This window comes from Planctobacterium marinum (assembly GCF_036322805.1).
GTDB lineage: Bacteria > Pseudomonadota > Gammaproteobacteria > Enterobacterales > Alteromonadaceae > Planctobacterium > Planctobacterium marinum_A.
This window is the reverse complement of sequence record NZ_AP027272.1, coordinates 1,200,584-1,219,649: the sequence shown is the minus strand read 5'-3', so window position 1 is coordinate 1,219,649 and position 19,066 is coordinate 1,200,584. Positions and strand designations below refer to the sequence as shown.

Annotated in this window: 17 protein-coding genes; 6 read left to right on the top strand and 11 right to left on the bottom strand. The window is 47.0% G+C overall.

Annotation, left to right across the window (positions count from 1 at the left end; genetic code table 11):
- Nucleotides 1-46: 46 nt before the first annotated feature.
- From relA to xerD, 9 genes are all read right to left on the bottom strand, one after another.
- Complete coding sequence (gene relA, locus AABA75_RS05370; RefSeq protein ID WP_338291513.1) at nt 47-2,203, bottom strand: GTP diphosphokinase; 2,157 nt, start codon at nt 2,201-2,203, stop codon at nt 47-49.
- Nucleotides 2,204-2,219: 16 nt separating this feature from the next.
- Nucleotides 2,220-3,653: a 23S rRNA (uracil(1939)-C(5))-methyltransferase RlmD gene (gene rlmD, locus AABA75_RS05365; protein WP_338291512.1), complete on the bottom strand. Its 1,434-nt coding sequence runs from the start codon at nt 3,651-3,653 to the stop codon at nt 2,220-2,222.
- Between the two features lie 13 nt (nt 3,654-3,666).
- On the bottom strand, nt 3,667-4,398 hold the full coding sequence (pdxJ, locus tag AABA75_RS05360) for a pyridoxine 5'-phosphate synthase (protein ID WP_338291511.1): 732 nt from the start codon (nt 4,396-4,398) through the stop codon (nt 3,667-3,669).
- A 32-nt stretch (nt 4,399-4,430) separates the two neighbouring features.
- Nucleotides 4,431-5,129 (bottom strand): DNA repair protein RecO, encoded by a 699-nt coding sequence (recO, locus tag AABA75_RS05355; protein WP_338291510.1) that lies wholly within the window; start codon nt 5,127-5,129, stop codon nt 4,431-4,433.
- A gap of 17 nt (nt 5,130-5,146) precedes the next feature.
- Entirely contained in the window at nt 5,147-5,422 is a 276-nt protein-coding gene (locus AABA75_RS05350; protein ID WP_338291509.1) for a hypothetical protein, read from the bottom strand.
- A gap of 34 nt (nt 5,423-5,456) precedes the next feature.
- Nucleotides 5,457-5,915 (bottom strand): DUF302 domain-containing protein, encoded by a 459-nt coding sequence (locus AABA75_RS05345; RefSeq protein WP_338291508.1) that lies wholly within the window; start codon nt 5,913-5,915, stop codon nt 5,457-5,459.
- Nucleotides 5,916-5,936: 21 nt separating this feature from the next.
- Entirely contained in the window at nt 5,937-7,658 is a 1,722-nt protein-coding gene (gene recJ, locus AABA75_RS05340) for a single-stranded-DNA-specific exonuclease RecJ (RefSeq protein WP_338291507.1), read from the bottom strand.
- 71 nt (nt 7,659-7,729) lie between these two features.
- Nucleotides 7,730-8,443 (bottom strand): bifunctional protein-disulfide isomerase/oxidoreductase DsbC, encoded by a 714-nt coding sequence (gene dsbC / locus AABA75_RS05335; RefSeq protein WP_338291506.1) that lies wholly within the window; start codon nt 8,441-8,443, stop codon nt 7,730-7,732.
- Between the two features lie 123 nt (nt 8,444-8,566).
- Nucleotides 8,567-9,496 (bottom strand): site-specific tyrosine recombinase XerD, encoded by a 930-nt coding sequence (xerD, locus tag AABA75_RS05330; protein ID WP_338291505.1) that lies wholly within the window; start codon nt 9,494-9,496, stop codon nt 8,567-8,569.
- 427 nt (nt 9,497-9,923) lie between these two features.
- Here xerD and AABA75_RS05325 point away from each other — a divergent pair, with 427 nt between their 5' ends.
- Together AABA75_RS05325 and fldB are read left to right on the top strand one after the other, a co-directional pair.
- Complete coding sequence (locus AABA75_RS05325; RefSeq protein ID WP_338291503.1) at nt 9,924-10,259, top strand: VOC family protein; 336 nt, start codon at nt 9,924-9,926, stop codon at nt 10,257-10,259.
- A 107-nt stretch (nt 10,260-10,366) separates the two neighbouring features.
- A complete protein-coding gene (fldB, locus tag AABA75_RS05320) occupies nt 10,367-10,894 on the top strand; it encodes a flavodoxin FldB (RefSeq protein ID WP_338291502.1) in 528 nt (175 codons plus the stop codon).
- An 11-nt stretch (nt 10,895-10,905) separates the two neighbouring features.
- On the opposite strand, the gene AABA75_RS05315 is transcribed toward fldB, so the two are convergent.
- Nucleotides 10,906-12,192 carry a DUF1501 domain-containing protein gene (locus AABA75_RS05315; protein WP_338291501.1) on the bottom strand — a complete coding sequence of 429 codons (1,287 nt, stop codon included), beginning with the start codon at nt 12,190-12,192 and terminating at the stop codon, nt 10,906-10,908.
- 11 nt (nt 12,193-12,203) lie between these two features.
- On the bottom strand, nt 12,204-16,010 hold the full coding sequence (locus AABA75_RS05310; protein ID WP_338291500.1) for an FG-GAP repeat domain-containing protein: 3,807 nt from the start codon (nt 16,008-16,010) through the stop codon (nt 12,204-12,206).
- Between the two features lie 236 nt (nt 16,011-16,246).
- On the opposite strand from AABA75_RS05310, the gene AABA75_RS05305 reads away from it, so the two are divergent.
- The 4 genes from AABA75_RS05305 to AABA75_RS05290 are packed head-to-tail and all read left to right on the top strand — an operon-like array spanning nt 16,247 to nt 19,065.
- On the top strand, nt 16,247-16,474 hold the full coding sequence (locus tag AABA75_RS05305) for a hypothetical protein (RefSeq protein ID WP_338291499.1): 228 nt from the start codon (nt 16,247-16,249) through the stop codon (nt 16,472-16,474).
- Nucleotides 16,475-16,477: 3 nt separating this feature from the next.
- Nucleotides 16,478-17,173: a YIP1 family protein gene (locus AABA75_RS05300; protein ID WP_338291498.1), complete on the top strand. Its 696-nt coding sequence runs from the start codon at nt 16,478-16,480 to the stop codon at nt 17,171-17,173.
- 15 nt (nt 17,174-17,188) lie between these two features.
- The gene (locus AABA75_RS05295; RefSeq protein ID WP_338291497.1) at nt 17,189-18,337 is read left to right on the top strand and encodes an efflux RND transporter periplasmic adaptor subunit; all 1,149 of its coding nucleotides are present in this window, start codon (nt 17,189-17,191) and stop codon (nt 18,335-18,337) included.
- Entirely contained in the window at nt 18,337-19,065 is a 729-nt protein-coding gene (locus tag AABA75_RS05290) for an ABC transporter ATP-binding protein (RefSeq protein ID WP_338291496.1), read from the top strand. Before AABA75_RS05295 ends, AABA75_RS05290 begins: the two co-directional genes overlap by 1 nt.
- Nucleotide 19,066: the final 1 nt, after the last annotated feature.

Sequence of the window (19,066 nt, the reverse complement as noted above, 5' to 3'; positions counted from 1 at the left end):
ACCATCAATGTGTGTCAAAACGATGAACGCAATCAGGCTATTCACCTCAATGCTCGGTACGCTTTACTTCCAGTACGTTACGCACTTTTTCCAGTTTGGTAATGAGTCGAGCCAGTGAGTTCAGATCTTTAACCTCCAATGTCAAACCAATATTAGCGGTTTGCTCTTGCTCGTTACTCTCACTGTGCACCCCTAAAAGCGACACTTTCTCATTACCCAGCACAGTGGTTATTTCTCGTAAAATACCATCCCGGTCGTAACAGAAAATCTCCACTTTGGTTTTAAATGCCCCTTTGACCTCTGAAGACCAATTGACTTCAATACCTCGCTCTGGGTTTTGCGTTAACATGCTCTTTAATTGCTCACAGTCTTGTTTGTGAACACTGACTCCTCGCCCCAGAGTGATATAGCCGTAGACGGGATCGCCGGGTAATGGCTGACAACAACCGGCAAGCACCGACATCAAATTCCCTACGCCTTCCACTACGATTTGATCGCCCGCGCCAGCTTTAGACTTAGTCGCTTTGGTTTTCACCCGAGGATCGATGTCTGGCTTCGGCTGAACTTTTTGCTGCAGATGGTTAATAACCTGCATAACACCGACATCACCACCGCCAACTGCGACGTACAAGTCTTCAAGCGATTGCACGTTAAATCGGTCGTGGACATCGTTCAACAAGTCTTTATCCAGGCGAGCTTTCAGGATTTCATTCAACAGCATGTCTTTGCCTGCCTGAAGGTTCTTATCCTTGTCCTGTTTTTTGAACCAGGTAGCAATTTTGGCGCGAGCTCGACTGGACAATACATAGCCCATACTGGAGTTCATCCAGTCTCGACTGGGATTGGCATGCTTACCAGTGAGGATCTCCACCTGGTCGCCTGTCTGCAACTGATAAGTGAGCGGCACAATACGCCCGGCTATTTTCGCGCCAATGCAGCGATGCCCAACATTAGTATGGACATAGTAAGCAAAGTCCAGTGGCGTACTGCCTCTGGGCAAATCAATAATGTCGCCTTTAGGCGTAAAGACATACACCCGGTCGTCGAATACCTGACTGCGCAGCTCTTCCACGATGTCCCCCGACTCTGACATATCATCTTGCCAGGCGAGAATTTTGCGCAACCAATTGATTTTATCTTCAAAGCTATCGTTACTGCCGCTTTTTCCTTCTTTGTATTTCCAGTGGGCTGCCACCCCCAATTCTGCGTCATCGTGCATTTTCTGAGTGCGAATTTGCACTTCGATGGTTTTGCCTTCTGGCCCCAGAATCACGGTGTGAATAGACTGATAACCATTGGGCTTAGGTGTCGCGATATAATCATCAAATTCACGAGGAATATGCTGCCAGCTGGCATGTACGGCACCTAATACCGTATAACAATCCTGCAAGGAATCGGCAATAATGCGCGTCGCGCGGATATCGAAAAGCTGCTCGAAAGTCAGACCTTTCTTCTGCATCTTTTTCCAGATACTGAAAATATGCTTTGGACGTCCGTAAACTTTTGCCTTAATGCCTTGCTCATCCAGTCGCTGCTGCATCGCCTCGACAAAGTGTTCAACGTAATTGAGCCGTTCGGTGCGTTTTTCCCGCAACATTTTGGCAATCTGTTTGTAGGATTCTGGGTGCAAATAACGAAAAGAAAGGTCTTCCAGTTCCCACTTCAACTGACCAATGCCCAACCGGTTGGCCAATGGTGCATAAATACTGGCGCACTCGCGAGCGGTCATGACTCGGGTTTCTTCGTCGGCATCTTTAACTTGCCGTAGCTTTATAATGCGCTCTGCCAGTTTGATAACGACCGCCCGCACATCTTGTACCATGGATAACAGCATGCGGCGAATATTGTCAATCTGACCTTCATCGGCTTTGATGTATTGGCTGGAATGCAAAGTTCGAATGGCACTCATGCGGCGCACGCCCTGCACCAGAGCTTGAATCTCAGGCGAGAACTGCTCTGCAATGGCTTCATCAGATAACTCTCTAATCTGGCAATAGGTATAAACGAAAGACGCCAACATGGTTTCGTCATCCATCTGCAGCTCTTGCAGCATTTCTACCATTTCCTGGCCGATTAACAGGATTTCAGGTTGCTCAAGAATTGTGGCCAGCTTTTCTTTGGTTTTGTCAGAGACTTTGAGGTTGTCCAACCACTCCTCAAACCCGGGGCGGATATCGCTATGGACAGTTCTGACTGAAACCATGAGTTAACTTACTCCTTTATTTTCTGGCGGGAACAAATAAGCCCATAATTTCTGTATGGGCAGTTTGTGGAAACATATCAATTAAAGACAATTTTGTTAATTGATAGTTTGCGGATAGTAATTTTGCAATATCTCTGCCGAAAGTGGCAGGATTGCAGGAGATATACAAGATTGCTTCGGGAGTCTTAGAAATAAGCGTATCTATCGCCTCGAAAGCACCTGCTCGCGCGGGATCCAGAACCACCTTGTTACATTTTAACTGAGATACGGTCTTCAAGGTATCCGCCGCAGATAGATCGCCTGATACAAATTCAACATTGTGAATGTTATTCCGTTGTGCATTGTTTTGCGCCATTTGCACCATTTCGGGTACACCTTCAAAGCCAATAACGCGATGGCACTGTTGCGCCATCGGCAAAGTGAAGTTTCCCACTCCACAGAACAAGTCCAGCACCTGATCTTGCGCAGTAAGTGCCAACCAACCCAGCGCTTGCTGTACCATGGCTTGATTCAGTTGTGGGTTGACCTGGACAAAATCGTCTGGCGTGATTCCCAAGACAATATCGTGCTCTGCCACACCAGCCAAACCACTTTGCAGTGCATAGGCCATAAGCGCTGGCTCACCACTTAGCCATTCATAACGTTTCTGGCCATAATCGATAATCAGCAAACAATCTTGAGCAATTTGAAACCGCTCCAGCAATTGCTTGTCAGACGAACCTGGCGCTCTGGTCATTCTCAGGGTGACATAGCTCTGTGGCTTATAACCCGCTCCAGAGGTGTCTTGCGCTGACTCCAATACACCTGAAAACAGAATGACATGTCCAAGGTGTTTTACCGACTTTAAACGAGATAACATCTGGTGCAGTGGCTGCAACAGATTTTGCAGTTCAGGCTCGAGCACCCGACACTCAGAGACACTTATTATGTTATTGCCTTCCCCGCGAAAGCCCAGTTTTATTCCCTCGGGGTTGCGGGCGTCAACAGCCAATCTAACCTTGCGTCGATAACCGCGACTGTTGCCTATTAATGGTGTGCTCCAGGGTAAATCGCTGGTGCTTAAGCCGGTCAATTTAGCCAGCAATTTGGCAACGGCATTTTGCTTTTCTGAGAGTAAATATTCAGGTTCTGCGTATTGTGTTTGACATCCGCCACAGGCGTCAAAATGAGGACAAAATGGCAGGATTCTATGGGGTGAAGCCAGCTCTATTTCCAGCACATTTGCTTTGATAACATTTTTCTGATGACTGCTTTCCTCAACCCGGCAAGACTCTCCGGGCAAAGCCCCGGAAACAAACATGACGGGAGCGCCGGGTACCACGCCTTTGGCTTCGTGATCCAGGTGATCAATCGTTACCCGATGTTGTTTGCCTGTGTTGCGCAGCGCACCTTTACCGTTAACCGGGCGTTTCCTGGACGGGCCCTTTTTCGGGCGAAAAACCTGAACCATAAACTGCTGACGACTAGCGTCTCGCCTCTTGCATTAGATTGCGCATGTCGGTTACCGCTTTGGCTAAGCCATCAAAAGCGGCTCTGGCAATAATGGCATGGCCAATATTCAATTCGATCAACTGTGGAATGGCGGCAACGGGCTTAACGTTGTGATAATGCAGTCCATGGCCCGCATTGACTTTGAGGCCAATGGAATCAGCGTATTCAATGCCCACTTTAAGTTTTTGCAGCTCAACTTGTTGTTCGTGCTCTGATTGAGCTTCGGCGTATTGACCAGTGTGAATTTCAATATATTCTGCGCCCGTGGCTTTGGCGGCATCAATCTGCGCTTTGTCAGCATCAATAAACAAAGATACGATAATCCCCTGCGCCATTAATTTTGCAGTGGCATCGCTGACTCGATCAAGACTGCCAAGCACGTCCAGTCCACCTTCGGTGGTCAACTCTTCGCGTTTTTCAGGCACCAAACAACAAAACACTGGATTAACCTCTTTGGCGATATTCACCATTTCATCAGTCACAGCCATTTCCAGGTTTAAGCGGGTATTGATGGTTTCTTTTAACAAACGCACATCGCGATCGTTGATGTGGCGTCGATCTTCTCTGAGGTGCACTGTTATGCCATCGGCACCCGCTCGCTCTGCGATATCAGCAGCGTGAACAGGATCCGGGTAATGCGTGCCTCGTGCGTTGCGCAAGGTTGCGATGTGATCAATGTTCACCCCTAAATAAATATCATTCATGTTGGTCTCGTTCTTCCTTCTTGCACACTATTTTACAAGGGTTTTTGAAATAACTCTCGGCTCTTTAACGGTTTATTGCCAAGAAACGGACTCAATGCTAGACGAGTAAAGCGTTTTGCCGCTTTCAAACTATCAGGCGTCCAGTGCTGCTGGCCTATCGCCAACAAATCCGCACCATAAAACTGCTGCTGCCGTCTGCTACTACCCGCTCTTGTAAAGCCGTATTCAGGCACATAATCGTATACGTATTCCGTCATCACAGGTTCAGCTGATGACGCATCACTAGCAAAATCATAAGCTGCGCCCATTTCCTGCAATAAAAAAAGCTCGAACTCTCTCAGGATAGGTTCAGGGTTTTCCTGTTGTGACAGGCGCTGTAATGTCTCCTGATAAAATGAAAACAAGTTTTCATTTGGCTCTTCTGGCGGCAATACTCGCACCAGTACCTCATTGCAATACATAGCGCAATAAAGCGCATTGCCCTGCAAGGGAACGGCTCTTGCCAAGGCCTCTGTAGCAAAGCTGGATTTTAACTCTCCATTGCCCCGCAAGCGACAGGAAAAAAGCGTAAAGGGCTGGGTTAAACCTTTGTATTTATTGCTTTTGCTATAAACCCCTTTTGCCACATAACGCACTTTTCCCAATTCACGGCTAAAACCAGTGACAAGAGCACTGGTTTCTTTATAGGGGGTTGCGTGCAATAAAAACTGCTCTACCAGGTATTCAGCCATTTACGCGTTCTTCGCTATCAACTTGTGCGTAATCGCACAACCCGCATGTACTCGAATTCCATGCCCGCAACTTCTTCCGTATCGGGATAGTAAGTCAGGTTGACACGCGCCCCTTTCAAGTTCTTGTAGTGCTTTTTGCGGCGATACTTAAACGGCACTTCAACGCCTTCAATCATCAAGGTATGCAGCACCCAATCATCTTGTGCCCTTTGTACATGGGAAGTGACCATGCGATTCTCAGAATGGGTCAAAGCGGTGTGTTGCTCAAGCAGTTTTTTGGTTTGCTTTTCCACAATAATGCCTCTTTGTTAGCCGCTCATTAATATTTTATTGACTGGCCGCTTGTGCGAAATTTTCCAGTACCACACTCACCTTCTCCAGCACCGCATAACAAGGACTGTCCATATCAATATCATGGCGCTGTGCCAAATACAGTGGGTCATTATAACCCAACCAAACCTGTCCTTGCTCATCTTGCCAGGCCAACATTTTTTGTGGTAAATCCATTGCAATGCTCTGCTGACATTGCATCAATGGCGTCCCCACGTTGGGGTTGCCAAAAATGAGCAATGAGGTAGCACGCAGTTGCTTGCCAACCTTTGACGCCCCTGCCTGATGATCAATCCGGCTAAACACTGTCATGCCTTTGGCTGTAAGCCCTTCGCTGAGGTTATCAAGTGTCTGAGTCACTGAGTGTTGGCTTTTTATTGCAATGAGGCCCTCTGCAGCAAAGACTGATGTGGAAATAAAGACGCTAAAAAGTAATACCAATTTGACTAGTTTCATATTTTTCTCGATATGGCTTATTCAATAAGAAGTCAGTGCATCTACCAATAACTGCACTGATTGTTGTCCGCGAAATTCATTAACATCCAGCTTGTAAACCAGCTGTATGTTATCACAACTGTGATTTGGCCACTGGCTCAGGTCAACGTTAAAGGCGATGGCATCCAGCAAACAGCCATCTGAACTCTTCACCTGCATTTTCAGGTGCTTCTCGCCCACGATGCGTTGTGATATCAAACTAAAAACCCCGTCAAAAACCGGCTCCGGGAAGCCTTGCCCCCAAGGCCCTGCCGAACGCAACATTCTGGCGAAGTCAAGGCTGAACTCTTGTCGCGTCAATTCCCCGTCCGTTAGTAATTCTCCACTTAACGCTTCTGGTGATAACCACTCACTACACAAACTGGCAAATACGGTGCGAAACTGCTGGAAATCTTCAGTATTGATAGACAAACCAGCAGCGGCGGCGTGGCCACCAAACTTGATGATAAGGCCCGGATAGCGGTTATTGATCTCCTCCAACAAGTCTCGAAAATGTAAACCGGGAATGGAACGCCCGGATCCCTTGAGAGTATTCTCATCCTGCTGGGCAAATGCCACCACAGGCCTGAAATGCTTATCTTTAATCCTGCCGGCCAGAATACCCACAATTCCCTGGTGCCAATGGGGTTCATATAAGGCTAAGCCATCAGGTAATTGTTCACCTGCCAGTTGCATTTCAGAGAGGATTTGTTGTGCTTCTTGCTGCATTTCAGATTCAATGCTGCGTCTCTCTTGATTAAGCTGATCTAACTGAAAAGCAAAGCTACGCGCCTCGCCGGCATTGTCAGCTAATAAACACTGAATTCCCACCGTCATATCATCTAATCGACCTGCGGCATTGAGTCTGGGTCCAACGGCAAATGCCAGATCGCTGGCAACGATATCACTTTGCTGGCGCCTGGCCAGTTCCAATAGCGCACTAATACCGGGCCGGCATTTCCCGGATCGGATACGCTGAATGCCCTGGTGCACCAAAATACGGTTATTATTATCCAACGGCACAACGTCGGCGACAGTTCCCAATGCCACCAAATCCAGTAAGACGCCTAAATTAGGTTTGCTCAATTGCCGCTGCTGAAACAAACCCTGTTGCTCAAAATGGGCACGCAAGGCCACCAGCAGATAAAACGCTACGCCGACACCCGCCAGATTTTTTGACGGAAACTCACAATCTTGCAAATTGGGATTAATGATGGCGGCAGCATCGGGCAATTGCTTTCCCGGTAAGTGATGATCAGTAATGATCACAGGTATTTGCAGAGAGTTGGCACGTTCCACACCTTGAATACTGGAAATACCATTATCGACTGTGATCAGTATTTTTGCCCCTTCGGCAGCAGCAACATCAACGATTTCAGGACTGAGCCCATAACCAAAATCAAAGCGATTAGGTACCAGAAAATCAATATTGAGAAAACCGAATTGGCGCAAGCCCAAAAGCAATACAGCGGTACTTGTGGCACCGTCAGCATCAAAATCACCTACAATGATTATCTTGTCCTGGCTTGCCAATACCTGCTGCAATAGTTCAACAGCTTTTTGCATACCAGAAAGCTGTTGATAATGCAGTAAGCCGGAAGCTTGATACTGTAAATCGTTATCGCAAGTAATACCCCGCGCGGCAAAAAGTCGCGTCATGGTTTCAGGCCAGTGGCTCAATTCAGGTAACTCTGATGGCGCTGTGCGCCGGGTAATTTTTAACATCGAGGAAAATATTCGCTAATAGTGATCAAAAAAGGCCAGCGAACTGGCCTTGATAACAAATACTGGAAAATCTACAGTGAGGCCAGCAACTGCAGCAACTGCTCTGGCGGACGGTAGCCTGGTTCAAGCGTGCCGTCTGCCATAATAATCGAAGGTGTTGCAGAGATGCCCACTTGCTGAGCAAAAGCGAACTGTTCAGCGACACTGGTTTCACATTCTTTGGCGCTCACTGTGCCGCCTGCTTTAGCATTAGTCATCGCTGCTTGAGGATCCGTTGCGCACCAAATAGATACCAAGTCATCATGCGACTTACTACCTAAGCCTCCGCGTGGAAACGCCAGGTAACGCACGGTAATGCCCATGGCATTGTATTCTTCTATTTGATTATGCAATTTGCGGCAATAACCACAAGTGATATCGGTGAAAATCGTTATCGCATACTTTTCATCTTTAGCTTTAAATTCAATAACGTCATCATTGAACTTAGCGATCCCTTCTTTGCGCACGCCCACCAATGCTTCTTCGGTTTCGTTGCGCATACCGTCATCCATATTGTAGATACGACCGTGCAACAAGTATTTGCCATCACTGCTGACATAAAATAAGCCGCGCTCCGTCATCACCTGCAAAACGCCATCTACTGGAGAATCCGCGACACTGCTCACTGACATACGCAACATCGACTCAATCTTTTGCTTGGCAAGCGTTTCAGGTTCTTGCTCAGCATTAACCAACCCACCAGCCAAAAGGCAAGTCAATCCAATCACTTTAATCCAATTTTTCATATACTACTTTGTCCACCTTATTCTGAGGAATAAACAACCAATGTTGATATAGACCCCAGATCTGCAAATAAATTGCATTGAGTTTTTTTGCTGCGCCCAGTCTAGAACATATCAAGGTAAATTTCAGCCCCTTGGATGATGTTGCGCCACCAACTTTTGTAACCTTTCTGTTGCGATATGTGTATAGATTTGGGTGGTAGAAAGATCACTGTGGCCCAATAGCATTTGCACGACACGCAAGTCTGCACCGTGATTTAGCAAATGAGTGGCAAAGGCATGACGCAATGTGTGCGGTGATAATTCTGCTTTTATTCCCGCTTTTTTGGCGTAGTACTTAATACGATGCCAAAAGGTTTGTCGCGTCATTTGTACCCCTCGGCTGCTGGGAAACAACACATCGACATTATTTTTCAGCAACATTCCACGTCCTTGATGCATAAAACGCTCTATCCAATCTATGGCATCTTCCCCCATTGGAACCAGGCGTTCTTTATTGCCTTTACCAATGACTCTGATCACCCCTTGCTGCAAACTCACCTGATTTAACTGTAAACTGGTGAGTTCTGTCACTCGCAACCCCGATGCATATAATAGCTCTAACATTGCTTTATCGCGCAGTTGCACCGGGTCTTCATCCGTTTGCGGTGCGCTCAACAACGCCTCTACCTGTTTTTCCGTTAACGCTTTAGGCAGTGATTTGGGCAATTTCGGATTCTGGATCAAAGAGATGGGATCATCTTCCCGCAAGTTATTTTCCTGACACCAGCTCAAAAACGCCCGTAAGCTACTTAAAAAACGAGCCGTACTGCGCTCTGACAAGCCACAATCATAGCGATGACCCAGGTACTCATGCACCTGATACTGATCAAAATCAGTCAAAGAAAAAGACGCGTTGTCTTTATACAGAAACTCACTCATTTTGAGTAAATCAGTACGGTACGACGCCAGGGTATTTTGACTCAAGCCTTTTTCTATCCAGATACCATCCAAAAACTCTTCTATCAATTGCAGATTGCTTTCATCTAGCTTTGGGGTTCTGTGTTTTTTAACCATTTATACCAATTCCAGTAAACATTTACCCAGCTCAGTGGGAGATGAAAAGCATTTATTCGCTACATCCATGTGGCTCACCTGCTTCGCAGGCCAGCTAAAGCTGTTCAAAAGTTTTCCCTAAACTTTTGTCTTTGTTGTGCGAAGTTCACAAGACCACCAGTATTCTTTCATTCGTACGCCTCGAACTAATGCCTCTGAGGAAGCGCTTAGTGTGCAAATGTTTACTGGACTTGGTATCAAGCACGTCTGAGATAACTGGCTACCATTAGTTTGCAGGCAATTCACATATTCGCTGATTTTAACTCAGTTGAACAGTCCCGACTAAAAATCGTAAAAATTCGTAATTTTTTCCAAAAAAGTGCTTACAAAACAGCCAGACTTGTTAGACTGTGAGTGTTTTTTAACCCCTGTGAAGAGAGCACAACAGATGGAACTCGGAAAGTTTTGCTTAAGCCTGTCAGTCGAAGATATTTACCAATCTAGAGATTTTTATCAAAAACTGGGCTTCGAACCTGTACCTGGGTGTGGTTCTGTGGAAGCCAAGTGGCTGATCATGCAAAACGGCGAGAACATGATTGGTCTGTTCCAGGATATGTTTCATGGCAACATCTTTACCTTCAATCCCAAAGATGTTCATCAGCTGCAGGATGATTTAAAAGCAAAAGGCGTGAGGCTGGACAAAGAGGCCGAGTCAGGAGATGGCCCCTCCCATATCATGTTGCGGGATCCTGACGGCAATGTGATCATGCTGGACCAAATATAGTGCTATGCCACTGTGCCAACAATAAGGTGAATGTCTGACACAACTGGAAAGCATCGGCGAATTTCATTAAACTGCGCCCCCTCGTGCACTCCAATGGAACAGCATCAATGAAAATAGCCCTTTTTTATGGTTCAACCACCTGTTATACCGAGATGGCAGCAGAAAAAATTGTTGCTGAATTCGCTGCAGTATCAGAATTAAAAGAAATCCCGCTGTTCAATATTAAAGATACGAATCTCACCAAAATGGCTGAGTTCGATGTGCTCATATTGGGTATTTCCACCTGGGATTTTGGGGAGATACAAGAAGATTGGGAATCACAATGGCAGGACATAGCCGATGTGAATCTCGAGGGTAAAACCGTCGCGCTTTACGGGCTAGGTGATCAGTTAGGATACGCCGACTGGTTTCAGGACGCCTTGGGTATGTTGCATGATGAAGTGATTCAGCAAGATTGCACTGTTATTGGTTATTGGCCTAATGAAGGTTATGAGTTTACCGCTTCCAAAGCCGTCACTGAGGACGGCGAGTTCTTTGTAGGTTTGTCGCTGGATGATGAAAATCAATATGCGCAAACCGATGAGCGCATTGCCCAATGGGTTGCTCAGCTCAATGCTGAACTTGCCGAACTATAATTCGTCACAAGTTAACTATCAAAAAAACCGAATCTGGTATCAGCGCTTAGCAAGAAATTGTTTTGCAGGGCAAGAGCGTCCAGGCCCAGATATTCCCGCAATTCTGTCATCACATGGGCAGGGTGAATAATGCTGCCGGATTGTTCATCAGACTGCCAGTTCGTTGGATTGATAGGTATGACATTATGCCCTTCATCTGTCATTCCCACAGTGCGATTGGTATAAGCCGCCCCTTTTTCCATCACAATATAGCTGCTGATAGGCCAATGATCTTTCCCCTCGCCATCGTTGTAGTGAGGTGTTCGGCCGAAATCAGAGCCCACCATAACCACCAGACGATCGGCAATGCCCTGCTGTTCTGCATAGGTCCAGAGGAAATCAATACTCCTGGCCAACTCAGTGAACAGCCAATCGTGCTGTGCATCGTGATTTTCGTGAGTGTCGTAGCCTCCCATGATCAAATCAGCAGAGACACATACACCAGAGCCCATTGCAAGGGTAGCAACCTGAGCCTGACGACTTAACGACGACCAGAGAAAATTGCCATCATTCACTGGCTCCTGTAAGTCTCCTACGTTTTCCAATGCGGCGGAGAACTGTGACAATATACTGCCATTTTCCACAGCCGCGGCAAAATTATCTCGACTGCGCTGTTGTAAAGTTGTCAGCTCCTCTGCTTGCTGAAGCTCAGCCAAGCGTTGATTTTTCAGCGCTTCAATGCGAGCCCAATCATTATCGTGTAAATAATTATTATCTCCCCAGCGCGCTCTATTGGGGTAAATAACATTATTTAACGCCTGAATATTATCCAGTTGCGTGTAACGGGTTAGTCCACCTGTGGCGGAATAACCACCGTTACTAATGTAGGCAACGGGTAAACTGCTACCATATTGCGCTGCAAACAGCGCCGTTAAAGACGGAAAGCCGTCAGACAAGCGTCCACTCCAGTTATGCACAACACCTGCGGTATGGCTATTGGTTTGGGCATCAACACCATTTATCACCAACATGTCCTGATAATACTTATCAAAAAACCATTGATTGTTGGCAAAAGCAGCATAGTGCAAGTTGCCAGCTTCGCCTGGCTCGCCATTACTAGCCCAATTATTGATGAAGATGTCACTCGTATTGATTTTCGGGTCACAAAACGAGGTGACATCCCAACCACCTTCAGCTTGTATGGTGATGAGAAATTTACCAGTATAATCAGCTGGAGCCGCAAACAGGTTAAAACTAGCCGGCAGAGAGGCTGCAACCGAAGTCAGTCCAAGCGTTTTAAAAAAGTGTCGTCTGTTCATGTTGGCTCTCTCTAGTCGTGAAGATATTGATAGTCAGTCATCAGATAAACCATAACGGCTCGCCATCCTGCCAAGGTGCCAAAGGGATCCTGTCCGACTATATTGCCGCCCCATTGCTCTTCCGTGTCCCAATCACTAGTATCAAAATTGCAGCTCGTGCCATTATCCCACTCCCAGATCAAACCACTGCCGGTGCGACTGCGCTTGTCCTCCATGGTTTCGCTAAAGAGCGTCATCAAGCGGGTAATTTCTGTGTCTTGTGGCTGGTACTTCTGGCCCCAGAAAAGCTGTACCAACTCCACCATTTTATCTCTAAGTACATCTCCTGTTGGACTGGATTGGTTTATGGGGTCTACCACACCAACACTCATTGCCACATTGGCAAATCCGATGACTCTGTCATCACCATCTTCCAGTGCCCCATCACTATTGTATTCTTGATAATAAGCTTCCATCACCAAGGTATAATCGCCTGCCTCTTCGAACTCTACGGGCAAGGTCACCGAGCAATTGCCCCAAAACACTCGATCCGTAGGTCGATTAGTGTCTTCAGCGTGATTCCAGGTAGTATTGGAACAGATACCATCCATAGGTGTACCTGTTACGATATCTAAATCGGCCCCCGTTACTGATAGCAACGCATTGTTCTGAGCATCATAGATAGAGATGTGATCCATGATCAAATCTTGGTGGGAACCCGTCTCCCCAATCCAGGTATCATTGGTATAAGCCAAAATAATGTTATTTGTACCAGCCTGAACGCTAAAACTGAGTTCATAAGGCTCACTATGTTCAGAGCCTAAACCATCGACTTCGGCATCTCGCTCAACGAGAATACCCGGCACCGTGCTGCGTTCGATGCCGTTAAACAATCGCCGTTGTCCTTGTGTTTGGTTGATGTCCAGTAAAACCGTAGGACAAGACGCCTCTGCGGCATGGGCTGTAGCCACTTTGGCCATAATCGACGTCATGTCACGAGCGCGTTTGGTAACGCCAAAGGAGTCAATACCGCCATACATGATGTTGTAATTGTAATTCCACTCAGTACGCAACATGCCATGATTCCAACCGTCCAACCAAGGGTTCCACAGGTAATTAGTCAAGGATTGGGTTTTGCGCTCCAACTCTTCCGGCGTCAACAATCTCTCGCTGCCAGCCACTGCGTATTGCAGCGCAGCATCAGCATTGGCAGACTGCCCGGTCACGCGGAACCAGGGGCTAACCGTTAAGTCGGCAATGGTTTGTCTCAAGCTACCGTGCTCTCTCAGCTGTTCAGCTAGTGTCAGAATAAAAGTACTTTGCTCTGTGAAAGCTTCGTTTTTTGCAGAATAGTCAGCTTCATCTAATGATTGCGGTGCAGTTAAGGGTTCACTGCCCAAAATAGCTTCCCAGAAAAACTTCACCATTGCGATAGCAAAACGATCATCTGCGGCAATTTGCTGTCCTAGCCATTGGATACTGTCCTGTCCTTGTGGCACCGGAGTAGTTTCCAGACCAGGGGCTAACATATCGCGATACCAGGTATCGCCTTCCTGATATAAACTGTCGTCATCTTCAGGCCACTTATAAGTCCAGGGTAACGAGTCCTTACCACCCCATTGGTCTTTGTAGTTACCCCAATCGCCATAGTCCTGATATGCCCCGGCAATCGGGTCCAGTGTTTGGTGGCAAACGGTACAGTTGGCATTATTCAAAGTCGGATTGTTAGTGTCAGCCAAAGCATCAGGATCTTGTGTGCGCTGTGCTGACTTTTCGATATCAAAATCCAGGAAGTGATAGTAAGTCCAACGAGAACGAGCGCGATTGCGATTCGTTGCGGTAGAGGGATAGCGGTTAAGCCAGGCCAGGTCATTCAATAATCCCGCATGTGGCCAATCGATATTGCTACCTTCACTGGTGATATTCAAGCCAAATTGAGTCCACTCGCCATCGAAACTTTCATCGTGGATCATGGCCCCTGTCATTTGTCCGGGGGCAAACTCCCAAGCGTCATCTCCGACCACCTCAGCATCGCCGCGTAACGCCACATTGGTGAAGGGGTTGAGCATCATATAATCCGCAGTCACAATTTCTGTAAATGGCAAATCGTTTTCCACCACATGCGCAATTAATTCCACTGGAGCTCGTAAAATGCCAATTTCCACCCCACGACGCCAGCGCCAGTAAGCATCTGTTGCCTCCTGAGTTTGTTCTAAACCGGCTTCATAATTACGCGCTGCAATTTCCGGAAAATAGCTGTCGTCCAGCACTTCCATGCCACGCTCAAAAAACTTATCGGTTAACAATTTGTCGTTGGCAGCGGTTACCAGAAACTCATGAAAACCATCGCCCGATAATTGGTTTAGAATGGCTTCGCGTAATGCAGCATCATCCGCAGCAGCCAGATTGTCCATTTCGCTTAAATCTGGAACCCTTCCGGTGAGCAATAACAATGCTCTGCGATAACTCAAATCCGCAGATAAGATAGATGCATTGGCCCAAAAACCGGCATCGTCGTCACTACCATTGTCGTTATCATCGTCGTCGCCAGATCCCGTTTCCGATATTAACAATCCAAGATAAGTTTCAAAGGCTTGGTATTCATCACTCCCGGCAGGCAACTGAGTACCACCGATATGCCCCAAACCACCACTGGCTTTACCCAAAAAGTAGTCGCTATCAACACCATCTAATGTCAGGAAGTCAGCGATCCGTTGTTGATTGATGGCAAGATAATCACTTTCCGTATTGCGCTCAAATATCAACCGCGCCTGTCCGTCAGCGGCTCCACCGGATATATGACAGGCAATACATCGGCTTTGTACAATATTGTCGGAGATGCTTTGTTGATAATACTCGGCCGCATCAGTTTGCACAGAGTCATCAGTTGAACCACTGCCTTGCTGACGCATCAACACTTTAATTGACCAAGGGGCCAAAGCGGGAATATCGGTGGACTCTCGACCGAAGTTAAAGCGGTTAACCGAGCCATCCAAGCTACTGAGATAAATAAATTCTCCTGTGGCAGGTCGGCGAATAGCCAAATCAGCTTTACCATCGCCATCGTAATCTGCAGGAACAGGTATGTCGGAACTTTGTTTGCCAAAAACCCGCTCATAGCGATTGCCACCATTTGGATAATTACCAGAAGAATAATAGATATACCAAGTGCCTGTGGCAGGACGCCAAATCGCAATATCACTCAGACCATCGCCGTCATAATCAGCGGGCAGCTTTAAATCAGTCTCTTGTCGCCCCAAAAAAGTTCGCGCAGTTGTGTTGCTGGACGTTTGTCGTACGTACCAGGTACCATCCCGCCAGATAGCAAAATCAGCACGCGCATCGGTATCAAAGTAGCCGACAAGTGGTGTATCTGTGGCCAATCTGCCGTAATCTACTTGCTTCAACTCGCCAGTTTCAGAAGCGAGATAGTACCAACGCCCTTCGGAAGGACGACGCACGATGACTTCATCAATGCCATCCCCGGTGCGATCAGCAATAAATGGAACGTCGCCGGTTTGCCCCAGCTGCACTATAGTTTGGCTGTCGTCGTCGTAACGAATATGCCATAACCCGGTATCTTCATACCAGACAGCGAAGTCGGTTAAGCCATTGCCATTGAGGTCTCCCGTCAAAGGAACGCCGCTCACACCTTGCCCCAATTCCGCGCGAGTCAAGATACGATTGTCTTGTGGAGATTTACTGTAAAAAGTGAGATTTGACGGACGCCACAGAGTGAAGTCGGCCTGGCCGTCTCCGTTGACATCGTCAGTCGCTAATAATACTGGTGAGGTCAATATCGACACCATCAGTGTACTTAGCCAAATGGATTTTTTCACAGTCATACTCCTGCGCAACAGTGCCCGGCACCCTTCATTTTTAATCAGCAATACCCTTATAGCAAGGTTATCGTCCACAATGCAGCGCAAATAAAGGTAAATGTGAAAGGGTTAACAGTAATACTTTTAACCTCATCAATTCCTACCAGTCATCACCTGAATTTACCGTCCATCACTTTTCTTCCCCCAAAAAATACGTCTTGTTGCAATCTGGTACGGCACTGAAGGAGAGCGTTATGAATTTGACACACACAAACAGCGAGCCACGTTTTGAGACCGGCGCCAAGCACTATCTGGCACCGATGCTGACACTACTATTTTCAGGAAATTGGTTGTTTTTGTCGGTGATGCAATCGCTTTATCCGGCGATGGTGGCTTCACAATCCACCACCCTGTTGTTATGGGCAGGACTCATTTCCGCCTTCGTCAGTGCATTAAGTTTCAACAATAAACAAGGAGAATAACTCATGGCTACCTTATCTGCACCTGCGGCTCTGTTGGATATTTATGCTGCCCCTAAGGATGTTTTCAGTACATTGAAACAAAAAAGAGGCATCACCTGGCTGGCATTACTACTACTGGTAACTCTCACAGCTGGCAGCATCCTCTGGTTTTACTCTGGTATGAGCGACCAATGGATAGTCGATCAACAGTTGCTGCAAATGAGTTTTGAATCGTCCGCGGAAGAGGCACAAGTTGAGCAGTTTTTACTGGAAAATGCACCTCACACCGGCACCTTAGGGGCGATTTTTAGTGTTTTATTTTTTCTGATTTTATTAGCCGTACTTGCGCTGTATTTCAAAATAGTCGGTCGACAGGATGAGCAAGCCACTTATGGCGATTGGTTTGCCTTTAGCGTCTGGACCCAGATGCCCATGGCATTGCAGTTGATTGGTTTTATTGCATTATTCGTCAGTGCTGGCGGCGGAGATTTATCCATAAACCTGCCCAACTACACGTCCGTTAATCAACTGCTGCTCAACCTGCCTGTAAAGCACAAATGGTTCCAGATTGCCGAAGCCGCAAATGTGTTTTTCTTGTGGAGCATTTTGTTGGGAGCCAAAGGTTTGATGCAGTGGTGCAATATGTCCATGCTCAAAGCGACATGTCTTTCAGCCGCACCGTATCTTGCCATTTTCACCATCTGGGCAATCTTCATCTGATAGCGGAGTACAAGTATGAAAAAAGGTTTAATCTTTAGCAGTCTTGCGGTTGCTATGGTGGCACTCATAAGCTGGAAGAATTTATCTGCCAGTCAGCAGGCTTTTGAGGTCGAAGTGTCGACCGCCACCGAAGGCTTTCTCGCAGAGACCGTGCTGGCTTCTGGCAATTTTATTTTTAATGAACAAATAAATATCCGGCCACAAGTTTCTGGAAGAGTACAAACTCTATACGTGGAAGAAGGCGACATGGTGCAACAAGGGGAGTTATTGTTGCAGTTGGACCCGGAAGCATTTGAGGCAGAGACTGAAAAAGCCCAAGCGGAAGTGACCGCCAGACAAATTGCGATAGAAGCAGCCAAGGAAACCTTGAGCAACCTGGAGAAGCAGTGGCAACGTCAATCCCGACTGTTAACTCAAGGATTACAACAACAAGAAGTGGTGGATGATTTACTCAACCAGGTTAATCTTGCCCGCATTCAGGTAAGAGCGGCGCAAGCCAATCTGGAACAGGCTCATGCCACTCTCAAATTCGTACAAGATCAGCTGGCCAAAACCAGCTTTATTGCACCGATGAGCGGCCTGGTATCCAGCCTGGATATCAAACAAGGGGAAACCGTCATTGCTGGCACCACTAACATTGTCGGCTCCGACTTGATGACTATTGCCGATCCCAGTGTCATCTTAGCTGAGATCCGAGTAGATGAAGCGGATATCGCCACGATTGCTTTGGGTCAACAAGTTGAAATTTACGCTGCAGCGTGGCCTAAGCAACCATTTACTGGAAAAATTACCCAAATCGGCACCAGTGCCAAACATCATGGCCAAAATCCCGGCTTGTCGTTCAGTGTTAAAGTATTACTGGAAAGCAGTGAACTGCCGGTATTTCCGGGTATGAGTTGTCGCGCCGAGATAATCACGGCCGTTGGTGAGCAAACCACCAATATTCCAATTGCTGCGGTGCAACACGAACAAAATAAACCCTATGTATGGGTGGTTGAAAACAATAGCGTAGTGCGCAAAAACGTAGCTCTGGGGATGGCTTCCGACACAGAACAAGCAATCGCCACCGGACTGGCTGCTGGTGAGCAAATTGTTGTTGGCCCAACTCGCACTATGTCGCAATTGCAAAGCGACAGTAAAATATCCATCAGGGAGAAAAGCTAATGTTGGCGCAAAAACTTTCACCAACTTCGACGTTTAACACGGGCAAAGATATCATTCAGCTGCGCAATATCGTCAAAAGCTATCCTTGTGGAGATGAAACCTTCTATGCGCTTAAGGATATCAATCTCGATATCAAAAAAAACGACTATGTGGCCATTGTGGGGCCTTCGGGCTCCGGTAAATCTACGCTGATGAATCTACTCGGCTGTCTGGATACACCCTGTTCTGGTGAATATCTGTTGGCCAATAAAGCAATAGAGCAATTGCCGGAGACTGAATTAGCCCAATTACGCAATAAATCCGTGGGTTTTATCTTCCAGAGTTTTAATTTATTACCCAGAGCCACAGCGTTAGCCAATGTCATGCAACCTCTAGTATACCGCTTTATTCCTCATAAACAGCGTTTGGCAATGGCCACCGAAGCACTGGAGCGAGTGGGCCTGAAAGACAAAACCCAACATCTCCCCAACCAACTGTCCGGTGGTCAACGCCAGCGTGTCGCGATAGCCAGAGCATTGGTAACCCAACCGGATATTTTGTTGGGTGATGAGCCAACGGGAAACCTTGATAGCCAAACTACACAAGAAGTGATGAACCTGTTTGATCAGTTGCACAACGAAGGCCACACCATAGTCCTGATCACCCATGAGCAGGAAATTGCCGATCATTGTCAGCGTGTCATCAGGCTTGTGGATGGTGAAATACACTCAGACATTCGGAATCATTGAT

Coding starts and splice junctions, on each gene's coding strand:
- relA (WP_338291513.1), bottom strand. CDS start 2,203: ATGGTTTCAGTCAGAACTGTCCATAGCGATATCCGCCCCGGGTTTGAG.
- rlmD (WP_338291512.1), bottom strand. CDS start 3,653: ATGGTTCAGGTTTTTCGCCCGAAAAAGGGCCCGTCCAGGAAACGCCCG.
- pdxJ (WP_338291511.1), bottom strand. CDS start 4,398: ATGAATGATATTTATTTAGGGGTGAACATTGATCACATCGCAACCTTG.
- recO (WP_338291510.1), bottom strand. CDS start 5,129: ATGGCTGAATACCTGGTAGAGCAGTTTTTATTGCACGCAACCCCCTAT.
- AABA75_RS05345 (WP_338291508.1), bottom strand. CDS start 5,915: ATGAAACTAGTCAAATTGGTATTACTTTTTAGCGTCTTTATTTCCACA.
- recJ (WP_338291507.1), bottom strand. CDS start 7,658: ATGTTAAAAATTACCCGGCGCACAGCGCCATCAGAGTTACCTGAATTG.
- dsbC (WP_338291506.1), bottom strand. CDS start 8,443: ATGAAAAATTGGATTAAAGTGATTGGATTGACTTGCCTTTTGGCTGGT.
- xerD (WP_338291505.1), bottom strand. CDS start 9,496: ATGGTTAAAAAACACAGAACCCCAAAGCTAGATGAAAGCAATCTGCAA.
- AABA75_RS05325 (WP_338291503.1), top strand. CDS start 9,924: ATGGAACTCGGAAAGTTTTGCTTAAGCCTGTCAGTCGAAGATATTTAC.
- fldB (WP_338291502.1), top strand. CDS start 10,367: ATGAAAATAGCCCTTTTTTATGGTTCAACCACCTGTTATACCGAGATG.
- AABA75_RS05315 (WP_338291501.1), bottom strand. CDS start 12,192: ATGAACAGACGACACTTTTTTAAAACGCTTGGACTGACTTCGGTTGCA.
- AABA75_RS05305 (WP_338291499.1), top strand. CDS start 16,247: ATGAATTTGACACACACAAACAGCGAGCCACGTTTTGAGACCGGCGCC.
- AABA75_RS05300 (WP_338291498.1), top strand. CDS start 16,478: ATGGCTACCTTATCTGCACCTGCGGCTCTGTTGGATATTTATGCTGCC.
- AABA75_RS05295 (WP_338291497.1), top strand. CDS start 17,189: ATGAAAAAAGGTTTAATCTTTAGCAGTCTTGCGGTTGCTATGGTGGCA.
- AABA75_RS05290 (WP_338291496.1), top strand. CDS start 18,337: ATGTTGGCGCAAAAACTTTCACCAACTTCGACGTTTAACACGGGCAAA.